We start from the raw sequence: 17,627 nt of genomic DNA on the forward strand, positions 1-17,627 counted from the left end.
ACACGATCTGGGGGTTGACGTGGAGCTGCAACCGGGCCGCGAGGCCGTCGTCCGGGTCGCCGTGGCGACACTGTGGACCTACCCCGAGGCCGTCCGCCCGGTCGACCGTCCGGCGCTGACCGCCGGCGTCGACATCCCGACCTGGGTCTCCGGGATGGACACCGACCAGCAGGTCGGCGACTGCGTACTGAGCCAACTCCTGCTCGGCGAACGGGTCCTCGTCAGTGAGGTACGCCCGGACGGCTGGGCCCGGGTCGTCGCCGTCGAACAACCAGCCGCCAAGCTGGATCCCCGCGGCTACCCGGGTTGGCTTCCCGCCGAGCAGTTGGCCGTTCTCGACCCGACCCACACCGGCACCGACCACCCGCTGGTGGTGGACGCCACGGTCACCGGGCTGCACGCCGCCCCGAACGGGCCGGTGGTGCTGCCCGGCGTCGTCGTCGGCACCCGGCTCGTCCCGGCCGGCCCCGCGCTCGACGACTGGCGGCCGGTGCACGTCCCCGGTCGGGCCACCCCGCTCTGGCTGCCCGACCGCCACCTCGTGTCGTCGGCGGTCGCGTCGCCGGCCGCCGCGCAGGCGCTCGCGGTGGCACAGCGCCTGCTGGACGTGGTCTACATCTGGGGCGGTCTCTCCGCGCACGGCATCGACTGCTCGGGGCTGGTGCATCTGGCCTGGCGGCGGTTCGGGGTGCTGCTGCCCCGCGACGCCGACGATCAGGCAGTGGCCACCACCCCACTGTCGTTGGGCGCGGAACGCCCCGGCGATCTCTACTTCTTCGCCCGACCGGGCCGCAAGATCCACCACATCGGCATCGTCACCGCCGCCCCCGGCGACGGCGGCCAACGCCGGATGCTGCACGCCTGCTACCGGCGACGGCGGGTCATCGAAGAGGAACTGCCGGCAGACCGGACCGCCACACTGGTGGGCGCGCACCGGGTCTAGGGCGGGTCTCTGTCGACCCGAGCCGGAGCCCAGGCATCTGGGCCCGGCGCAGGCCGGCCGGCACTTCCGACACCGGCCGGGTGCCTGTCCGCACCCGGCCGGTGGACCGGTCAGTGTCGGGCCTCGGCCAACTCGCGACGCCGGTCCCGGGAGGACTTCACCAGGCTCGCGGCGGTGGCGATGCCCAGGGTGCCGATGATGACCAGCAGCGACAACCAGATCGGGATGTGCGGCGCCCAGCCGACGTGCTCGCCACCGTTGATGAACGGCAGGTTGTTGTCGGCCAGTGCCTCCAGCACCAGCTTGACCCCGATGAACCCGAGCACGACGGCCAGGCCGTAGCTCAGGTAGATCAGCCGGTCCAGCAGGCCACCGAGCAGGAAGTAGAGCTGCCGTAGGCCCATCAGCGCGAAGACGTTCGCGGTGAAGACCAGGTACGGCTCCTGGGTGATGCCGAAGATCGCTGGGATCGAGTCCAACGCGAAGATCAGGTCGGTGGTGCCGATCGCGATCATCACGATCAGCATCGGGGTGAACAGCCGCTTGCCGGCCACCTGGGTGGTCAGCTTCGCGCCGTCGTAGTCCTTCGAGATCGGCAACGCCTTGCGGCTCCACCGGATCAGTACGTTCTCGGAGAACTCGTCCTCGTCCGGCTCACCCTGCCGGGCCAGGTTCACCGCGGTGTAGATCAGGAACGCGCCGAAGATGTAGAAGACCCAGGAGAACTGCGTGATCAGCGCCGCACCCGCGGCGATGAACCCGCCGCGCATCACCAGCGCCAGCACGATGCCGACGAGCAGCACCTTCTGCTGGTACTGCCGAGGCACCCCGAAGCGCGCCATGATGATCACGAAGACGAAGAGGTTGTCCACCGAGAGGCTGTACTCGGTGAGCCAGCCGGTGTAGAACTGGCCGGCCGCGCTGGCCCCCGAGGTCAGCCAGACACCCACACCGAAGAGCAGGGCGAGGCCGACGTAGAAGGCGACCCAGAGGCTCGACTCCCGCACACTCGGCTCGTGCGGGCGCCGACCGATGATCAACAGGTCGACGAGCAGGACCGCAGTCAGTGCGACAAGCGTCCCCGCCCACACCAATCCGGACACGTCCAACGTTCATTCCTCCGGCAGACACGCGGCGTCGGGCACACCGTACGCCCCTGCGGGAGCCGGCGTGCCGCTGTCGCTCACTCTGGTGACTGTCGGAGGTCTCTTCCGCCGCCGCCCCTGGGGGGCGGCGACCTACGGGGCCGGGTCGGGCACCGTGGTTCCGGCGATCGACCGTGCTGACGACTCCGTTGCGGGGGAATACTCCCCTCCTCAATGACCATTGTTGCCCACCACGCCCCGTGATCACACCCCGGGCACCCGGTGGCGCCGGACACCACTCGACGCGTCGCACCGCACACCCACTAGGGCTTCCTAGGAGGCTAGTGCACGTCGGGTGCGGCGATCGGGTCGGCGAGCGACCAGCCGGCAGCGAGCAGGTCGTCGCAGGCCCGCACCGCCGCGGCCAACCGATCGGCGTGCGACCCGGTCAACTCCACCACCGGCACGCCACACCCGGCCAGCTCGGCCCGGAAACGCTCGGTCATCCAGGCCCGCAGGTGCTCACCGTCGCGCAGCCCGTCATCCGTGAACGGCACCCCCCGGTGATCCGTCAGCAGATACAGCGCCGGCCGGCGGGCCGCCACCCGTACCTCCTCGGAAGCGCTGCCCAGGTAGCGCTCCTCCCACACCGCCGTCGCCCGCGCGTCGGTGTCGCAGACCAGCAGCGGCCCGCTCGTCCGGGCCGCCGCGTCCTCGGCCGCCTGCTGCTCGCGCACCACCGCGCGGAAGTCGTCCCGGTCCCAGGCAACGTCGAAGACGGTCGCCTCCGGCGCTCGTTCCCGCAACCGGGCCAGCTTGCGAGCGGTCAACTCCCGGCCGTACTCCGGCACCCAGGACGTGCCGTAGTGCCCGGCGAGCGCCGCCGCCATCGTCGTGGTCCCGGTCGACTCGGCCCCGACCACCACCACCCGACGGGCGAACCACGCCCGCACCGGCGGGCTCAGCCACCGCCAGTGACCCGCCGGGTCCGCGCGCACGGCCGTCCCGGACACCGGCACGGTCCGCCGGTCCGGATCAACCGACACGGGTACGGCGTGGAAGCGGCGCGCCAGCTCGACGCCGTACGCCTCGGAGGAGAAGACCGCGTCCACCGACCCCGACCCGACCGCCTCGCGGAACACCGCGCAGTGCGCGTCCCAGACCGCCGGATCGGCGTAGTCCACCGGGTGGTCGTCGTACCGGCCGACGACGCGGACCCACGGCGTGTCCGCGTGCACCTCGCGCAGCCAGTCGAGGCGCAGCGGAAGCGGAATGGACTCCCGACGCGAGGGCGCCACGACGACGGTCACCTCGGCGCAGCGGGCGGCGGCGGCCCGGATCAGCGCGTGGTGCCCGGCGTGCGGCGGATAGAACTTGCCCACCACCATCCCGTGCCCGAACTCGGCGGCAGACCGACGCGACGGCCCGCGTGGTGCCGGCGGCCGGCCGGATGTCGCGGGGTTCACGCGGTGACCGGGGCCGGGCCGGGCGGAACCGCGCTCGGCCGGTCGGCCCGACGCAGATCGGCGCGCCAGGCCCGCAACCCGAGCATGCACAGGGCGAGGAAGACGAGGTAGAGCACGGCCGTCAGGTGCAGCCCCTTGTACGCGTACAGCGGGATGTAGATCAGGTCGGCGGCGATCCAGAGCCACCAGCTCTCCACCCGCTTTCGGGTCTGCCCGTACGTGGCCAGCAGGGACAGCGCCGTGGTCAACGCGTCCGGCAGCGGCACTGTCGAGTCGGTGGCCCGGTCCAGCAGGACCCAGAGCGCGCCGGTGAGCAGCAGCCCGGCGGCGGCCAGCCCCAGCCACTCCCGCCGCCCCGTCCGGCTGACAGTGAGCCGGGTACGCCGCTCGCCCCCGAACAGCCAGTGCCACCAGCCGTAGCAGCCGAGCGCGACGTAGACGACCTGGAGCCCCGCGTCGGCGTACAGCCCGGCGGTCCAGAACAGCACCATGAGCAGCAGCACGTTGGCGATGCCGATCGGCCAGTTGGCGATCTTCTGCCGGGCCACCAACCACACGTTGAGCACACCGGTTCCGAACCCCAGCAGCTCCGCCCAGGTGGTGCCCGTCCCGGCCACCCGAAACGCGGTGCCGGTGAGCCAGTCGATGATCACGAGGCCACCCTAGGGTCCGTGTCAACGCCCTCTGTCGAGCCGAGGCGGAGTCCAGGCAGTGGTCCAGCACGGACCCGCGACACCGACCGGCCCGACCGCCGTGGGAGGCTGTCCGACATGGTGCTTGAGGTCGCGTTGATCGACGTACTACCCGGACACGAGGACGCATTCGCCGCCGCGTACGCCGAGGGTCACCCGGTGCTCGCCGGAGCGACCGGCTGCCGGTCCGTGCGGATGACCCGAGGAATCGAGTCACCGACCCGGTTCGTGCTGCTCGTCGAATGGGACTCGGTCGAGGCGCACGAGAACAACTTCCGGGCCACCGAACGGTTCGACGCGTGGCGGGCGCTCATCGGGCCGCACTTCGCGGGACCGCCCATTGTCGAACACTTCCTCGACGTACCGGCCTGAGCCAAGCTGTCGTACCCCGCGGTTATCGTGCCGGGCGCACGCGCCGGCCGCCGGCCCCGACGGGCTCGGGGGCGCCGGGTCCGGTGGCCGCGCGGCGCGTCACCGTCGGCACGGTCAACACTCACTCGCCGACGCGGCGGGCCAGCACGGTGACCGTCTCCTCCGGTGACAGCGCCGCGGCCAGCAGCGCTGCGGTCATCCGCTCGTAGCGGTCGACGTCGAGCACGGTGGCCAACCGGATGTCGGTGGTCAACGCCTCGAGCATGACCGTGCGCGGGTCCGCCGGGTCGGGAAAGGCGTAGCAGGAATACGGTGTGAGCGGATGCAGCCCGCCACCGGCCGCTCCGCGTGGCAACAGCCGCACCGTCACGTGGGACAGGCCGGTCACGGCGACCAGGTGACGCAACTGTTCACGCCAGACCGCCACCGGCAGGTCACCCGGGTCGCAGACAGCCTCGGCGAGCACCGCCGTGTAGCGCGGCGGGTAGGCACGCCGAAGCACCTCCTGCCGCAGTGCCCGCGCGCGCACCTCGGCCTCCACATCGACGTCCGGCGTGAGCTGGACGCCGGCGCTGACCAACACCCGGGCGTACGCGGGCGTCTGGAGCAGCCCCGGCACCACCGACGGCTGGTACTCGACGATGTCGGCGGCGCCCGCCTCCAACTCGGCGTAGGTGCGCTGCCGTTCGCTCATCTCGCCCAGCGTCTTCCACCAGCCTCGGCTGGTCGCCGCGTCCCGGGCGATGACGATCAGCGCCTCCCGCGCGGGCGTGGGCACCTTGTAGACGTCCAGCAGGTCGAGCACGTCGGCGAGGTCCGGGCGACTCTGACCCAGCTCGATGCGGGACAGCTTCGACGTCGAGGCCCAGCCCAGCCGGTCGCAGACCTGCTCCAGGGTCAGCGACTCGCGCCGACGGAGTTGGCGCAGCTCTGCGCCGAGACGTGCACGTCGAATGACAGGACTTGTTGGCAGCGGCATCCCGGCCTCCCCACCGAGGGAGACTACGCAGGACGATCACCCAGTGCAATAGCTCGCTCGCGCACCGCAATCAGGGTATTCGACGCCGCTGGCCGGACCGGCTCGCCGGAGCAGATCGTTTCCGCAGGTCAGCGCGGTTGCGGGTCGCGAAGGCTGATCGCGGCGGGCCGGCCATCCCCGATCGGCGTGGCCGGACTCAGGGTCGGTAGGTGCCGAAGGACCAGACGTAGCCGGCCAGATCGCGGGCCGCGTAGTCACGGGAGCCGTAGTCGGTGTCGAACGGCTCGCGGATGATCTCGGCGCCGGCCGCGCGGGCCCGGGCGCAGTGGGCGTCGACGTCCGGCACGGCCACGTAGACCGACCAGTCGTCGTCGGCCGGCCGGGGCGGGGCCTCGGCCCGACCACCCAGCATGATCATGCCGGTGTCGAGGACCAGCTCGGCGTGCGCGACCGCACCGTCCGGCGCCTCGTGCACGGCGTGCACCCGGAAACCGAAGGCGGCACCGAGCCAGTCGATCGCGGCGCGGGGATCGGGATAACGGAAGATCGGATAGATGGTTCGCATGACCCGATTCTGCGGCCGGTGGCGCGGCTCCGGATTGGACGAATGTGACCTCGGCGGGTCGCCGAACCGGCTCGGGTCGGCCGGCGGCCGTCAGCGGCCGGAGAGCAGCGCGGCCGGCGTGGCCCCCGCGAACTCGTGGAAGTCCCGAATCAGGTGGGACTGGTCGTAGTAGCCGCAGCCCGCCGCCACGGCGGCCCAGTCGACTCCCCGCCCGGCCTCGCCGGCGTGGGTCGACGCGGCCTGAGCCTGCTGGAAACGCAGCAGCCGGGCGGCCATCTTGGGCGGCAGCCCGACCTCCTGCCGGAATCGGGACGCGAGGTGCCGGCGGCTCCAGCCCAACTCGTCGGCGAGCACACCGACGCTCCCCCGCCCACCGCTGGCGGCCAGCCACCGCCACGCCCAGTCGAGCCGCGGGTCCACCGGCGGGGACGCCGCCAGCCGGGTGGCGAGCACCCGGTCGAGGAGGTCGAACCGCTCCGACCAGCCGGTGGCCTCGGCGAGCCGGTCGCGCAGCCGATCCAGCCAACGGCCCGGGAGCTGCCCGACGCCGACGGCCCGATTGGTGAGCTCACCCAGGGGCAGACCGAGAAGCCGGCGGGCGGCCAGAGGGGCGAGCAGCAACTCGACGCCCTCCCCCACGCCCACGGTGCGCGTGGTGCACCAACTGTCGAAGGTGCCGGCCACGAACGAGTCGACAGCGGTGACACCACGCTGCGCGCTACGCGGGTCGGTCACGTCCAGCGGAGCACCCCAGCCCAGTATCAGCACCACGAAGACGCCCGCCGACTCCCGGCGGACCAGTGGCACGTCCGCCCGTTCCCGGTAGCCCACGTACCTGTCGACGAACGGACGCAGGCTGGCGTCGGGCAGCCCGAAGACCATCTCGCCGATCGGCGCCACCGCCGTCAACAGTGCCCGCCCTTCGCGTGCCCCGGTCGGCCGGGCCCGAGCGGTGCGCTGGGCGGGGCCGACCGGGTGGCCGTCACTTCACGCCGGCGGCGTCCATGCCGCGCAGCTCCTTCTTCAGGTCGGAGACCTCGTCGCGGATCCGGGCCGCCAACTCGAACTGGAGCTCGCGGGCGGCGGCCAGCATCTGGTCGTTGAGCTCCTGAATGAGCTGGGCGAGGTCGGCGCGGGCCATCCCCTCCCGTGAGGTGACGGTCGCGGCGGACCGGCTCCGGCTGCGGGTCTCCTTGACCGGCGCCTTGCCTCGGGAAAGCTGACGCACCGCGCCGCCGACCCGGGAGTTTTCGGTGTCCTCCGCCTCGCGGTAGATGTCGTCCAGGATGTCGTGGATCTTCTTACGCAGCGGCTCCGGGCTGATGCCGTGCGCCTCGTTGTGCGCGATCTGCTTGGCCCGACGCCGATCGGTCTCGTCGATCGCCGCCGCCATCGACGGGGTGATCTTGTCGGCGTACATGTGCACCTGGCCGGAGACGTTACGGGCGGCCCGCCCGATGGTCTGGATCAGCGACCGGCCGCTGCGCAGGAAGCCTTCCTTGTCGGCGTCGAGGATCGCCACCAGCGACACCTCGGGCAGGTCCAGACCTTCGCGGAGCAGGTTGATGCCGACGAGCACGTCGTAGTCACCCTTGCGAAGCTCGCGCAGCAGCTCCACCCGGCGCAACGTGTCGACCTCCGAGTGCAGGTAACGCACCCGGATGCCGTTCTCCAGGAGGTAGTCGGACAGGTCCTCGGCCATCTTCTTGGTCAGCGTGGTGACCAGCACCCGCTCGTCCCGGTCGGTCCGCAGCTTGATCTCGTGCATCAGGTCGTCGATCTGGCCCTTGGTCGGCTTGATCACGACCTCCGGGTCGACCAGACCGGTAGGTCGGATCACCTGCTCGACGAACTCGCCCTGAGCCTGCTCCATCTCCCAGGTGCCGGGGGTCGCGGATAGGTAGACCATCTGGCCGACCCGCTCCAGGAACTCGTCGAAGCGCAGCGGCCGGTTGTCGGCCGCGCTGGGCAGCCGGAAGCCGTGGTCGATGAGCATCCGCTTGCGGGACGCGTCGCCCTCGTACATGCCGCCGATCTGCGGGATGGTCACGTGCGACTCGTCGACCACCGTGAGGAAGTCGTCGGGGAAGTAGTCGAGCAGGGCGTGCGGCGGGCTGCCGGGCAGCCGCCCGTCCATGTGCATCGAGTAGTTCTCGATGCCGGAGCAGAAACCCACCTGCCGCATCATCTCGATGTCGTAGGTGGTGCGCATCCGCAGCCGCTGCGCCTCCAGCAGCTTGCCCTGCCGCTCCAGCTCGGCGAGGCGCTCGGCCAGCTCGACCTCGATGTCACGGATCGCCCGTTCCATCCGCTCCGGGCCGGCCGCGTAGTGGGTGGCCGGGAAGATCACCAGCTGGTCGACCTCGCGGACCACGTCACCGGTCAACGGGTTGAGGTAGTAGAGCTTCTCCACCTCGTCACCGAACAGCTCGATCCGGATCGCCAGCTCCTCGTACGCCGGGATGATCTCCAGCGTGTCGCCGCGAACCCGGAAGGTGCCCCGCTGGAAGGCCATGTCGTTGCGGGTGTACTGGATGTCGACGAGCCGGCGCAGCAACTGGTCGCGGTCGAGCTCCTGCCCGATCTGCACCTTCACCGCCCGGTTGAGGTACTCCTCCGGGGTGCCCAGGCCGTAGATCGCCGAGACGGTCGCCACCACGATCACGTCGCGGCGGGTGAGCAGCGACATCGTCGCCGAGTGCCGTAGCCGCTCCACCTCCTCGTTGATCGAGGAGTCCTTCTCGATGTAGGTGTCGGTCTGCGGGATGTACGCCTCGGGCTGGTAGTAGTCGTAGTACGAGACGAAGTATTCGACCGCGTTGTGCGGCAGCAGCTCGCTGAACTCCTTGGCTAGCTGTGCGCAGAGAGTCTTGTTCGGGGCGAGCACCAGGGTGGGGCGTTGCAGCCGCTCGATCAGCCACGCCGTGGTGGCGCTCTTGCCGGTGCCGGTCGCGCCGAGCAGCACCGTGTTGCGGTCGCCGCGCCGAACTCGGCGCTCAAGGTCATCGATGGCCGCTGGTTGGTCGCCGGCCGGCTGGAAGTCACTGACGACCTGGAAGCGGCTGTCCAGCCGGGGAATGTCGAGCGCCATGCCATCAACGGTACGCCGGAGGTCCGACAGGAACGGCCGTCACGCCAGGTACGTGATCGGCTTCAATATTCCCATTGTGTGGCCCATGTCACCGGGACTACCCTCTTCATGTAGGCCGCTCGCGGCGGCCGACCGGGCCGGTGGCCAGGCCAACATCACGGCCGGTCGCCCCCGGCACTGCGGTCGCAGCACCCGGCTCGTCCGGCGTGCGCACCCGTGTGGTCGCGCTCGAGGCGCAGACCGGCCGCCGCGAGCGCCCCTGCTCGTCACCCCGGTGCCTCCCCGCCCGTTTCATCTCCGTGGACACCTCTCCGACCCCGGCGCCCGACACCGCCCGCACCGCCACACCCTCGCCCGACGACCCGAGCACCGGCAAGGGCCCGGCCAGCGGCAGCGGCCCGAGCACCGGCAAGAGCCCAAGCACCGGCAAGAGCCCGACCGGCGGCAAGGGCACGAGCACCGGCAAGGACCCGACCGGCGGCCAGGCCACGACCAGCGGCAAGGGCGCGATCGGCGGCAGCGGGCGGCACCGCACCGGCCCGGCCGGCGGCACCCCGGCGGTCGGGCGAACCGACGACGCCAGGAACACGTCCACGGCCGGCCGAACCCCCGACACCGGGAGCAGGCCCACAGCCGGCCGGTCCGCTGGCGGCGCGCGCCGAGCCACCGCCGGCCTCAGGACCAACGACACGCGGCGGGCCGCCGCCGAGCGGAGCCTCGCGGAGAACCGCGAGACCACCCGCAGCGGCGACACCGCCGACACCGCCGGGCCGCCCTCGGCCGGCCGTCGTCGGCGTACGGTGCTGCTGTTGCTCGGTCTGACGGCGGTGACGTCCGCGACGGCGCTGGTGCTCGGGCTGTTGAGCTGGGCGCCCGACCCGCCCGAGCCGGCCCGGCCGCTGACCCTGGCGGAGGGTGAGCGGCTGGCCGCCGTGCGGGTCACCAACCTGCGGGACCTGCGCGCCGGCGTACGGGTCACGGCCGGTACCGGCGCCGCCCGCCTCGAACTGGTGGGCTGGGTGGACTGGTCCCGGTCACTGCTCTACCTCGACGTGGGCGGGCCGGGAGCGGGTGCCGAACGCGGGCTGTTGCAGAAGAGCGGTCCGGTGCTGGTGATCCGGCCCGATCCGGCGGCGGTGCCCACTCCCGCCGCACCACCACTGATGCCCCCGACGGACCGGTGGCAGCTGCACCGACCGGCACCCGGGGCGCACCTGACACCGGTGCTCGACCTGCTCCTCGATCTCGCGGCCGACCGCCCCGACCCCACGACCCGGACGGCACCGTCCGACGGGGCGCGCTGGATCGCCCGCGAGGCCGTCCCGGCCGGCCCACTGGACGTCATACAGGCACCACTGCCCAGCGGCACGCCAGCCACCAGCACGACCATCGGCACCCCCAGCGCCGCGACGCCCGCCCCGGACGGACAGACCCGGTACTGGCTCGATCAGGACGCCCGCCTGCACAAGCTGGTAACCGTGCTGCCCGGCACCGGGCCGGTCACGATGATCTTCAACCGCGAGGACCGGCCGACACTACGACCGGTGGACGCGCTCGGCGGTCGCCCCGGTCTGCCCCGCGCGCTGACCGACGCCGAGCAACGTCGGCTCGACCGGCTGCCGGCCCGGCTCCGCGCCCACGGCGGTGCCACCGTGACGCTGACCGCACCGATGGGCACTGAGACGAACCTGCGGGGCGCAGGCTGGTTGAGCTGGACCGCGCGCAGCGCGTACCTCGCGGTCGCCGACCTGGGCGTACCGGATCGCCGGACCCTGCTGCGCCGCGACGCCGCCGGCCTGGCCCGGGCGGACCTGCCCGCGGCCGACGGTGGCGGCGGCACCGCGGAGGTGCCGGCCCGACCGCCGCTACCGCCCCCGACCGGGGGGTGGCGCGTCTCCCGGCCCGCCCGAGACGACCTGAGTGTGCTGGTCGACGCCGCGATAGCCGCCGGGTCGGTCGGGCAGCGGGGCGTGGCCGTGCGGGTACGCGAGGACGTCATTGCCGGACGAACAGTGGACGTCATCGAGTCGGGCCCGGCCGACGCGCGGCTGCGTTACTGGCTCGACCGGGACGGGTCGCTCCGCCGGCTCGAGTTGCAGACCGACGCCGGCGCGTGGGCACACCTGGATCTCCAGCCCGCCGTCGTGCCCCGACTGGCTGCCAACCCTCGACCCCCGGCCCCTCGACCTTCGGCCCCTCGGCCCGGTGCCCGCTGACCGATTCCTCAGGGACGCCAGCCGGTCTGCGCGGCCCACTGCTCGGCCCGCAGGTACTCCTCGTCGAACCATGGGTTGCGGCCCGTCCCGGAATCGCCGGCCACCGGGGCCGCGTCGATGAGGTCCCGCTTGAGCAGCAGATACGTGGCTCGCTGATCCGGGTCGGCACGCAGGTGGTCGCGCATCAACAGCGCGTACCGCCAACCCGGCGAATCCGCCACCCGCACGTGCAGACGAACGGGGCGGGCCGGGTCCGCACTACCGTGCAACCGCTTCTCCCAGCGGCCCCTGCCGGCCGGACGCGGATCGTCCCACCACTGCCCCGGCACCCGTGGGAACCCGGCGCTCGCCAGCCGATCGGCCAACGGCCCGTCGGCGTCGGCGAGGCTGGCGATCGCCACCTGCACGTCGATGACATTCTGCGTGGCCAGGCCGGGCACCGCCGTCGAACCGATGTGATCGATCCGGAGGGCACTCGAGCCGAGCGCGTGCTGGATCCGGGCGGCCAGCCGCGCGTACTGCTCCGGCCAACTCGCGTCGGCCCAGGCCAACTCGGCCTCGTCGGGCGCGACCACCCGCCGCTGGCGCAGATTGTCCTCGTAGGGCACCAACCGCTGCTCCCAGAGCAGGTCGACGGCGTCGTGCAGCGCCGTCAGGCTCCCGTCGTTGGTCAGCACCACGTCCGCCGCCGCCCGGCGGCGGGCGTCGTCGGCCTGGGCGGCGATCCTCCGCTCGGCCTCCGCGCGACCCATCCCCCGGTCACGCGTCAGCCGCTGCAGTCGGGTCGCCACGGCCGTCTGCACCACGACCACCAGGTGGTACGTCGGCGCGAGACCCACCTCGACCAGCAGCGGTACGTCGTTGATGACTATGGCGTCGGGTGCCGCCGCGGCGGCCAGTTCCGCGGTGCGGGCCCGGACCCGGGGGTGGGTGATCGCCTCCAGCCGACGACGGGCGGTCTCGTCAGCGAACACCACCGCTCCCAGTGCGGCACGGTCCAGTGCGCCGTCGGCGTCCACCACCGCGTCGGAGAAGGCGGCGACGATCTCGGCCAGCCCGTCCGTACCCGGCGCCACCACCTCCCGGGCCACCCGGTCGGCGTCAATCAGCACCGCGCCCCGCTCGACGAGCCGCGCGGCCACCGAGCTCTTTCCTGACCCGATCCCGCCGGTCAACCCCACCCTCAGCACCCGCACAGTCAACCGGATCGACAAGCCCGCCGCCAACCCACCCACGGCCCGGCGACCTCGCCACCACCCCACCCCGGGACTCCGCGCGCGCCCGCTTCGACCGGCCCCCGCCGCACCCACACGGGCCACCTACGCACCGCACCCCGCGTCCCGCATTTCCCACCCCACGCCCGCACCCCACACCCTCACCCCTGCCCGCGCCCGCACCCGCACCCCACACCCTCACCCCTGCCCGCGCCCACGCCCGCACCCGCACCCGCACCCAGCGCTCGCACCCTTCCCCCGCGCCCGCGCCCGCGCCCGCGCCCGCGCCCGCGCCCGCGCCCGCGCCAAGATCACCGCAACATCAGGGATGTTGCTGCCTCCGGCACGCGCGAGACCAGCAACATCCCTGATGTTGCGCGGATCATGACGACGAACCCGCCCCGGAGACAGCGGGAGCGGGGTTCGGGACGCCCACGACCGCCAAGATCGTGCTCGAACCAGGATGTAGTGGTCTACGGCGGTGGGGAGGCCCCTACATCATGGATCGAGCACGATCTTGGCGAGCGAGCGGGCGGGCCAACGAGCGGGCGGGCCAACGAGCGGGCGGGCCAGCGGCGCGGCAGGGCGTACTGCGGATACGGCGAGGGCCCCGCCCCCAGCGATCCGGAGATCGCGGGGACGGGGCCCGTCGTCGTTCAGCGGGTCACTTACCGCCGGCGAGCTTCTCCCGCAGTGCGGCGAGCGCCTCGTCGGTGGCCAGCGTGCCGGCCGGCTCCTCGGCCTGCCGGCTCGGGGCCGGGCTGGACGAGGAGGTGGTGCCACCGCCACCGCCGCCGGCAGCGGCCGGAACGGCCGGAGTCGGGTTGGCAGCAGCCTCGGCGTCGGCGGCCCGAGAGGTCTGCACCTGCTTGGTGTGGGCCTCCCAGCGCAGACGAGCCTCGGCGTACTGGTTCTCCCAGGTCTCGCGCTGCTTGTCGTACCCCTCGAGCCACTCCCCCGTCTCCGGGTCGAAGCCCTCGGGGTAGATGTAGTTGCCCTCGGTGTCGTACGTCGCGGCCATGCCGTAGAGGGTCGGGTCGAAGTGCTCCTCGCCCTCGACGAAGCCCTCGTTGGCCTGCTTGAGCGACAGCGAGATCCGGCGACGCTCAAGGTCGATGTCGATGACCTTGACCATGACCTCGGAGCCAACCTGGACGACCTGCTCCGGGATCTCCACGTGGCGCTCGGCCAGCTCGGAGATGTGGACCAGACCCTCGATGCCGTCGTCCACGCGGACGAACGCACCGAACGGAACCAGCTTGGTGACCTTACCCGGCACGATCTGCTGGATCGCGTGGGTGCGGGCGAACTGCCGCCACGGGTCTTCCTGGGTCGCCTTCAGCGACAGCGAGACCCGCTCGCGGTCCAGGTCGACGTCCAGGACCTCGACCTCGACCTCCTGGCCGACCTCGACGACCTCGGACGGGTGGTCGATGTGCTTCCAGGACAGCTCGGAGACGTGCACCAGACCGTCGACGCCGCCCAGGTCCACGAAGGCGCCGAAGTTGACGATCGAGGACACGACGCCCTTGCGGACCTGGCCCTTCTGCAGCTTGTTGAGGAACTCGGTGCGCACCTCGGACTGCGTCTGCTCCAGCCAGGCCCGGCGGGACAGGACCACGTTGTTGCGGTTCTTGTCCAGCTCGATGATCTTGGCCTCGAGCTCCCGCCCGACGTACGGCTGCAGGTCGCGCACACGACGCATCTCGACCAGGGACGCGGGCAGGAAGCCGCGCAGCCCGATGTCGAGGATGAGGCCGCCCTTGACCACCTCGATGACCGAACCGCGGACGACGCCGTCCTCGTCCTTGATCTTCTCGATCGTGCCCCAGGCCCGCTCGTACTGTGCCCGCTTCTTGGAGAGGATCAGACGACCCTCCTTGTCCTCCTTCTGGAGGACCAGGGCCTCGATGTGGTCGCCAACCGTCACAACCTCGGCGGGGTCCACGTCGTGCTTGATCGACAACTCCCGAGAGGGGATGACACCCTCGGTCTTGTAGCCGATGTCGAGCAGGACCTCGTCCCGATCGACCTTGACGACGGTGCCTTCGACAATGTCGCCGTCGTTGAAGTACTTGATGGTCTCGTCGATCGCGGCGAGGAATGCCTCCTCGGAACCGAGATCGTCGTGGGTGACCCGGGTGGCGCTCGAGGGGGCCTCGATGCTGCTCGTCATGTGGGCGGTTGCTCCGGTCGGTGGGTTGTCACAGCAGGCTGGTGTGTCGCAGTGACCTGTTCGCGCCAGCGGATCCGTCGCCGGGCACACCGAACGATCGCCTAGTGAGATCATGATGTGGCTCCGTCGACCGCGCACCTGCTCCCTGCCGAGGCAACGCGATCCGCGAGCGCATCGTCTAGCCTACCGTGCGCATTACCACAGCGTGCAAGCCCTCCCGGGTTCTCTTCGTGCGATGACCTGCGAAAGCCGAACAATCGCCCGGAAAACACCGCTGCTGTCTCCTGCGTCACAGCAGCCCCTCCCGCCCCGTCGGCGCGCACCACGGGCCGCGCTTGGTCGCCCCGGCTCCCCGGGTATCGCTGCGGCCCGCCGGCACGGTCGAAGCGGCTCGGACACCGCGACGTCACCGAAGCCGGGTCGATCAAGCCCAGCGCGCGAGGAGTCGCGCAGATCCTGGACGCGCCGCCGTGCCCAATGGGCTGGGTGGGGCCTAGCGTGAGCGCGTGGATGACGACAGCCGGGTTACCCGGCGCCGGGTGGGTGACGCCGAGGCCCGGCGCGCCAACCGCGGCTGGTGGGACACCGACGCCGACGACTACCAGGCCGAACACGGTGCGTTCCTCGGCGACGTGGACTTCGTGTGGTGCCCCGAGGGCCTGCGCGAGGCCGACGCCCGGCTGCTCGGCGACGTGTCGGGGCGGCGGGTGCTGGAGGTGGGCGCCGGCGCCGCGGCCGCCGCCCGCTGGCTCGCCACCCAGGGCGCCCGGCCGGTCGCCTTCGACCTGTCCGCCGGCATGTTGCGGCACGCCGCCGAGGCCGCCGACCGCACCGGGGTACGCGTACCGCTGGTGCAGGCCGACGCGCTCGCCCTGCCGTTCGCCGACCGGTCGTTCGACGTCGCCTGTACCGCGTTCGGCGCGATCCCGTTCGTGGACGACTCGGCGGCGCTGCTCGCCGAGGTGCACCGGGTGCTGCGCCCGGGTGGCCGGTGGGTGTTCTCGGTGACCCACCCGATGCGGTGGATCTTCCTCGACGACCCTGGCGAGGGCGGCCTGACGGCCGTGCACTCGTACTTCGACCGCTCCCCGTACGTCGAGCAGGACGAGACCGGCGTGGCCACCTACGTCGAGCAGCACCGCACCCTCGGCGACCGGATCCGCGAGCTGGTCGGTGCCGGGTTCCGGCTGTTGGACCTGGTGGAGCCGGAGTGGTCGGAGGGACACGAGGGGATCTGGGGGCAGTGGAGCCCGCTGCGCGGACGACTCTTCCCCGGCACCGCCATCTTCGTCACCGAGAAGCCCGCCGGGTGAGCGCCGCACCCGTTGTCCGACGTGCGAGCCATCGACCGCCGGTAGGCTCGTGCCCATGAGCGCCGAGCCCGTCCCGACATCACCTGGCCCCTGGTGTCCGGATCCGATGCGGCAGCAGCGTGCCGACTACACGCTGGAGGACCTGCTCACCCTGCCGGACGACGCCCCCCGCGTCGAACTCGTCGACGGAGTTATCCAGGTGACACCCTCCCCCACCCTGGGCCATCAAGACATCTCGCTGTTGCTAGCGCACTGGCTGCTGCAACACGCGCCGGCCGACCTACGAGTCGTCCAGGCGGTCGGAGTCGGGCTGAGTCCCAATACCAGCCGACAGCCGGACGTGCTCCTACGGCGGGCCGGCGTGGCTCCTTCCCGGTCCACTCTGCGGCCAGAGGATGTCGTGCTCGCCGTGGAGATTGTCTCGCCGGGAACGCGACGGATCGACCGGTTCGCGAAACCGGGTGAGTACGCCGCCGCGGGCATCCCGTTCTACTGGCGAATCGAGCAGGACCCGGTGCACGTGTACGCGTACCGGATCGGCGATCGGGTGGGGCCGGGCGGTGAGCGGCAGTACGAGCTGGTCGCCGACGGTGCCGACGTGATCGAGTTGGCTGAGCCGTTCGACATCAAGCTGCCGGTCGCCGAGATCACGCCGTAGCCGTTTCGCCCCAGCCGGGTCGGGTAGCCGAGGACCATGGCCGAACCGAGATTTCACAAGGGCGACCATGTCTCCTGGTCGGCCCACGGCAGCCGCGCGTACGGCGTGGTGCAGGAGACGATCACCGAGCGGACCAGGGTCAGCGGGCGGGCGGTGAACGCGGCCCCCGACGACCCGCAGTACCGGGTCCGCAGTGACGGCACGGGCCGCGACGTGGCCCACCGCCCCGGGGCGCTGCGCCATGAGTAAGAGTGACGAGGGCCGGGACACCTACCGGGAGTTCACCGAGGCGGTGAACATGAAGCCCGGCGAGCTGTCCACGTGGCTGGAGACCGACGAGTCGAAGCAGGTCGGCTGGCACAAGGGCGGTCGTGCGGGTGGTGGCGAGTCCGTCGGGCACGAGTCCGGTCGGAAGATCATCAACTTGCTCCGTCGCAAACGCGGCGATCTGTCCGAGGGCGACTACAAGCACATGCGCAAGGTCGTCGGCTACGTACGCCGGCACATGGCGCAGCGCCCCTCCGGCAACGTCCGCGACACCAAGTGGCGCTGGTCGCTCATGAACTGGGGCCACGACCCCATGAAGTAGCTGGTCAGCGCCGCACGATCTGCCCGTCGTCGGTGACGTTGGTGCCTCACAACGCCACGATCCGCACTGTCCCCGACGTTGCGCAGATCGGACCTGGTGGCGTTGCAGTCGGTGTTGCCGGAACGACCGCCGGCCGATCCCGCCTCGGTCGTGAAATAGCGCCCGTCGGCGAGTGCCCAACCACGCCAGCTGCCGCGACCAGGTCAGGGGTTCCGGGGCAGCCCGACCCACGCAGGGATCAAGCCTGACCGCCCGGAGTGGGTCGGGC

General features: G+C 71.7%; 15 protein-coding genes and 1 pseudogene. 7 read left to right on the forward strand and 9 right to left on the reverse strand.

The features are described 5' to 3' along the window. Positions 1–19 precede the first annotated feature (19 nt). Positions 20–943, forward strand: a complete 924-nt coding sequence (locus AB0B68_RS30640; protein WP_357264396.1) for an NlpC/P60 family protein — start codon at positions 20–22, stop codon at positions 941–943. Positions 944–1,053: 110 nt separating this feature from the next. Here AB0B68_RS30640 and AB0B68_RS30645 read toward each other — a convergent pair whose 3' ends face one another. The 3 genes from AB0B68_RS30645 to pnuC form a co-directional block, all read right to left on the reverse strand. Next, on the reverse strand, positions 1,054–2,052 hold the full coding sequence (locus AB0B68_RS30645) for a TerC family protein (protein ID WP_357200516.1): 999 nt from the start codon (positions 2,050–2,052) through the stop codon (positions 1,054–1,056). Between the two features lie 317 nt (positions 2,053–2,369). After that, positions 2,370–3,494 (reverse strand): AAA family ATPase, encoded by a 1,125-nt coding sequence (locus AB0B68_RS30650; RefSeq protein WP_357264399.1) that lies wholly within the window; start codon positions 3,492–3,494, stop codon positions 2,370–2,372. Then, the gene (gene pnuC / locus AB0B68_RS30655) at positions 3,491–4,147 is read right to left on the reverse strand and encodes a nicotinamide riboside transporter PnuC (protein WP_357264402.1); all 657 of its coding nucleotides are present in this window, start codon (positions 4,145–4,147) and stop codon (positions 3,491–3,493) included. Before pnuC ends, AB0B68_RS30650 begins: the two co-directional genes overlap by 4 nt. A 117-nt stretch (positions 4,148–4,264) precedes the next feature. Between pnuC and AB0B68_RS30660 the strand changes: the two genes are divergently transcribed. Next, a complete protein-coding gene (locus tag AB0B68_RS30660; protein ID WP_357200510.1) occupies positions 4,265–4,558 on the forward strand; it encodes an antibiotic biosynthesis monooxygenase family protein in 294 nt (97 codons plus the stop codon). A gap of 121 nt (positions 4,559–4,679) precedes the next feature. Here the strand turns inward: AB0B68_RS30660 and AB0B68_RS30665 are convergent, their stop codons facing one another. The 4 genes from AB0B68_RS30665 to uvrB all read right to left on the reverse strand — a co-directional run bounded on the left by AB0B68_RS30665 (position 4,680) and on the right by uvrB (position 9,193). Next, positions 4,680–5,537, reverse strand: coding sequence for a helix-turn-helix transcriptional regulator (locus AB0B68_RS30665; RefSeq protein ID WP_357200507.1), 858 nt, complete (start codon positions 5,535–5,537; stop codon positions 4,680–4,682). A gap of 196 nt (positions 5,538–5,733) precedes the next feature. After that, entirely contained in the window at positions 5,734–6,102 is a 369-nt protein-coding gene (locus tag AB0B68_RS30670) for a VOC family protein (RefSeq protein ID WP_357264405.1), read from the reverse strand. Between the two features lie 90 nt (positions 6,103–6,192). Then, positions 6,193–7,002 (reverse strand): helix-turn-helix domain-containing protein, encoded by an 810-nt coding sequence (locus AB0B68_RS30675; RefSeq protein ID WP_357264408.1) that lies wholly within the window; start codon positions 7,000–7,002, stop codon positions 6,193–6,195. 82 nt (positions 7,003–7,084) lie between these two features. Next, positions 7,085–9,193: an excinuclease ABC subunit UvrB gene (gene uvrB / locus AB0B68_RS30680; RefSeq protein WP_355010256.1), complete on the reverse strand. Its 2,109-nt coding sequence runs from the start codon at positions 9,191–9,193 to the stop codon at positions 7,085–7,087. Between the two features lie 206 nt (positions 9,194–9,399). Here uvrB and AB0B68_RS30685 point away from each other — a divergent pair, with 206 nt between their 5' ends. Next, entirely contained in the window at positions 9,400–11,409 is a 2,010-nt protein-coding gene (locus tag AB0B68_RS30685; RefSeq protein WP_357264411.1) for a hypothetical protein, read from the forward strand. An 8-nt stretch (positions 11,410–11,417) separates the two neighbouring features. Here the strand turns inward: AB0B68_RS30685 and coaE are convergent, their stop codons facing one another. Both coaE and rpsA read right to left on the reverse strand, forming a co-directional pair. Beyond that, entirely contained in the window at positions 11,418–12,599 is a 1,182-nt protein-coding gene (gene coaE, locus AB0B68_RS30690) for a dephospho-CoA kinase (protein WP_357264415.1), read from the reverse strand. A gap of 688 nt (positions 12,600–13,287) precedes the next feature. Continuing rightward, positions 13,288–14,799: a 30S ribosomal protein S1 gene (gene rpsA, locus AB0B68_RS30695; RefSeq protein WP_091407939.1), complete on the reverse strand. Its 1,512-nt coding sequence runs from the start codon at positions 14,797–14,799 to the stop codon at positions 13,288–13,290. Between the two features lie 506 nt (positions 14,800–15,305). On the opposite strand from rpsA, the gene AB0B68_RS30700 reads away from it, so the two are divergent. The 4 genes and pseudogenes from AB0B68_RS30700 to AB0B68_RS30715 all read left to right on the forward strand — a co-directional run. Then, on the forward strand, positions 15,306–16,112 hold the full coding sequence (locus AB0B68_RS30700; RefSeq protein ID WP_357199447.1) for a class I SAM-dependent methyltransferase: 807 nt from the start codon (positions 15,306–15,308) through the stop codon (positions 16,110–16,112). Positions 16,113–16,218: 106 nt separating this feature from the next. Beyond that, positions 16,219–16,770 carry a Uma2 family endonuclease gene (locus tag AB0B68_RS30705; protein WP_357264418.1) on the forward strand — a complete coding sequence of 184 codons (552 nt, stop codon included), beginning with the start codon at positions 16,219–16,221 and terminating at the stop codon, positions 16,768–16,770. Positions 16,771–16,806: 36 nt separating this feature from the next. Beyond that, positions 16,807–17,019, forward strand: a complete 213-nt coding sequence (locus AB0B68_RS30710; RefSeq protein ID WP_357199453.1) for a DUF2945 domain-containing protein — start codon at positions 16,807–16,809, stop codon at positions 17,017–17,019. Further along, a pseudogene (locus AB0B68_RS30715) lies at positions 17,012–17,350 on the forward strand (DUF3140 domain-containing protein); the annotation flags it as partial. The gene AB0B68_RS30710 and the pseudogene AB0B68_RS30715, both read left to right, overlap by 8 nt. Between the last annotated feature and the right edge of the window lie 277 nt (positions 17,351–17,627).

The organism is Micromonospora sp. NPDC049049 (assembly GCF_040649115.1).
Classification (GTDB): domain Bacteria; phylum Actinomycetota; class Actinomycetes; order Mycobacteriales; family Micromonosporaceae; genus Micromonospora.